Origin of the sequence: Hansschlegelia beijingensis (genome assembly GCF_045505405.1) — a bacterium.
Classification (GTDB): domain Bacteria; phylum Pseudomonadota; class Alphaproteobacteria; order Rhizobiales; family Methylopilaceae; genus Methylopila; species Methylopila beijingensis_A.
In genome coordinates, this window is the sequence record NZ_JBJKEX010000353.1 from 1 (window position 1) to 3,124 (window position 3,124).

The following is a 3,124-nucleotide window of genomic DNA, read 5'->3' on the forward strand; positions in this document are numbered from 1 at the left end:
TCATCACGGTCGAGGAGGCCAAGAGCCTCGAGACCGAGCTCGAAGTGGTCGAGGGCATGCAGTTCGACCGCGGCTATCTCTCGCCGTACTTCATCAGGCATCGCGCGACGCGACTACGCGGCTCTCTACGGCCCCACCGTGGGCGACGGGGTCCGGCTCGGCGACACTTCGCTGGTCGCGGTGGTCGAAAAAGACCACGCGGCCTATGGCGACGAATGCCTGCATGGCGGCGGCAAGACGCTGCGCGACGGGCTGGGGCTCGCGGCCGGGATCACCAACGAAGAGGGCGCGCTCGACTTCCTGCTCTGCAACGCGACCGTCATCGACGCGGTGCTGGGCGTCGTGAAGGGCGACATCGGCATCAAGGACGGACGCATCGTCGGCGTCGGCAAGGCCGGCAATCCGGCGATCATGGACGGCGTCGACCCGCGGCTGATCATCGGGGCCGGCACCACGGTGCGCGACTGCGAGGGCCTGATCGCGACCGCGGGCGGCATCGACGTCCATGTGCACTTCGACTCCGCCGGGCTGGTGGAGCATGCGCTTGCGAGCGGGATCACCACCATGCTGGGCGGCTCGCTCGGGCCGATCACGGTCGGTATCGATTCCGGCGGGCCGTTCAACACGGGGAAGATGATCCAGGCCTCGGAGGCCTGGCCGATGAATTTCGGCTTCCTGGGCCGCGGCAACAGCCACATTCCGGGCTCGCTCAGGGAGCAGCTGGAGACCGGCTGCCTCGGGCTGAAGATCCACGAGGACTGGGGCGCGATGCCGGCGACCATCGACGCCTGCCTGCGCTCGGCCGACGAGCTCGACTATCAGGTGCAGCTGCACACCGACACGCTCAACGAGAGCGGCTTCCTGGAGGACACGCTCGCCGCGATCGGCGGCCGCACCATCCACATGTACCACACGGAAGGCGCCGGCGGCGGCCACGCGCCGGACATCATCCGCGTGGCCGGCGAGGCCTATTGCCTGCCGTCGTCGACGAACCCGACCAATCCCTACACGGTCAACACGTTCGACGAACATCTCGACATGACCATGACGTGCCACCACCTCAACCCGGCGATCCCGGAGGACGTGGCCTTCGCGGAGAGCCGCATCCGGGCGCAGACGATCGCCGCCGAGGACGTGCTGCACGACATCGGCGCGATCTCGATGCTGGGCTCCGACAGCCAGGGCATGGGCCGCATCCATGAGGTGATCTGCCGGACCTGGCAGCTCGCCTCCAAGATGAAGGACCAGCGCGGCCTGTTGCCGGAAGACAAGCCGGGCTTCGGCGACAATGAGCGCATCAAGCGCTACATCGCCAAATACACGATCAACGCCGCGAAGACTTTCGGCATCGCCGACCATGTCGGCTCGCTCGAGGACGGCAAGATCGCCGACATCGTGATCTGGCGGCCGGCCTTCTTCGGGATCAAGCCTGAGCTGATCGTCAAGGGCGGCTTCATCGCCTGGGGCGCGATGGGCGACTCGGCGGCCTCGCTGATGACCTGCGAGCCCGTGATGCTGCGCCCGCAATGGGGCGCGTTCGGCAGGGCCGCCCCTGCCCTGTCGGCCTGCTTCGTCCATCCGCTCGCGATCGCCCGCGGGCTGCGCGAGGAGCTCGGCGTCTCGAAAATCCTGCTGCCGGCCTCGGGCACGCGCGCCCTCAGGAAGTCCGACATGCTGCACAACGACGCCCTGCCCAATATCCGCGTCGACCCGCAGACCTTCGACGTGTTCGTCGACGGCGAGCTCGCCACCTGCGAGCCGGCGACCGAGCTGCCGCTCGCGCAGCGCTACATGCTGAGGTGACGGCGATGCTGGATGTCACATCCCCCGACGCGCTTCGGCTGACCGCCTCGGTGGCGGCGCGAATCGGCGTCGGCGGGCCGGTCGGCTCCGGCAAGACCGCGCTGATCGAGCGGCTGATCCCGGAGCTGCGCGGCCGCGGCGTGGACCTCGCGGTCGTGACCAACGACCTCGTCACCAAGGAGGACGCCGAGCGGCTGCGCCGCTCCGGCCTGATCGAGCCCGAACGGGTCTCGGCGGTCGAGGCCGGCGCCTGCCCGCACACGGTGATCCGCGAGGACCCGACGCTCAACATGGCGGCCGGCGACGAGATGGAGGCGCGTTTTCCGGGGCTGGAGCTCGTCATCTTCGAGTCCGGCGGCGACAATTTGGCCTCGACCTTCTCGCTCGATCTGGTCGACTGGTGGATGTTCGTGATCGACGTCGCCGGCGGCGACGACATCCCGCGCAAGCGGGGGCCGGGCGTGCTGAAATGCGACCTGCTTGTCGTCAACAAGACCGACCTCGCGCCGCATGTCGGGGTCGATCTCGAGCGCATGCTGGCGGAGGCGCAGGGCGTGCGCGGCGCCAAGCCGGTCGCGGCCACCAACGCCGCCCTGCTGATGGGGCGGCTCGCGCGCGCCTTGTTCGACCCGGACTATGAGGATCCGGACGGCTTCGTCGCGAAGGGGCGGCGCCTGTTCGCCGACGCCTCCGACAGGCTTGAGGATCCGACGCTCGCCCGCGCCATCGGAGGGCTGCTGGGCAACGACATCGGCCAGATGCGGCTGCGGTTCGACGCAAAAGGGTATGTGGTCGAGCCGCTCTATCGCGACGACAATCTCGGCCTCTGGGACTTCGGGGACGCGCCGGACGCGCAAGCCGAGGAGATCGAGCAGGCCGTCGACGCGGGCGTCCTCAATCAGGCCGACCAAGGCGATCTGCAGCGGCTTGAGCTTGTCGGCGGGCCGGCGCGGGCCGCTGAAGGCGCGGTGCGCCATCGCATGGGCGAGCGCGGCCCGGTAGAGGCCCGGCGCTGCGTTCGCGGGCACGCCGCGATAGACATGCGGCATGCGGATCAGGTCGCCAACGAGCGACACCCGCTGCGCCGCAGGCGCGGCGCCGACGCCTTCAAGCGCTGTGAGACGCGGCGGCGCGCCCCACAGCGCCGCGCCGAACAGCACGAGGCCCCGCTCGAGCTCATGGAAACCGGCCTGGCCGGCGCCGCGCTCCAGCAGCCGCCGCGCGGCCGCCCGATCTCGTATCAGGTGGGCATTGGGACCACCGGCCGGCTGTAGATGCCGCCCGTCATCATCAAGCGCCAGGCGATGCGCGCGAACTTGTT

Annotated in this window: 1 protein-coding gene and 1 pseudogene; both read left to right on the plus strand. The window is 69.5% G+C overall.

Annotated elements, in window-relative coordinates:
* Positions 1-99 precede the first annotated feature (99 nt).
* On the plus strand, positions 100-1,803 hold the full coding sequence (gene ureC, locus ACIKT0_RS15870) for an urease subunit alpha (protein WP_407106310.1): 1,704 nt from the start codon (positions 100-102) through the stop codon (positions 1,801-1,803).
* Positions 1,804-1,808: 5 nt separating this feature from the next.
* A pseudogene (ureG, locus tag ACIKT0_RS15875) lies at positions 1,809-2,393 on the plus strand (urease accessory protein UreG); the annotation flags it as partial.
* Positions 2,394-3,124 lie beyond the last annotated feature (731 nt).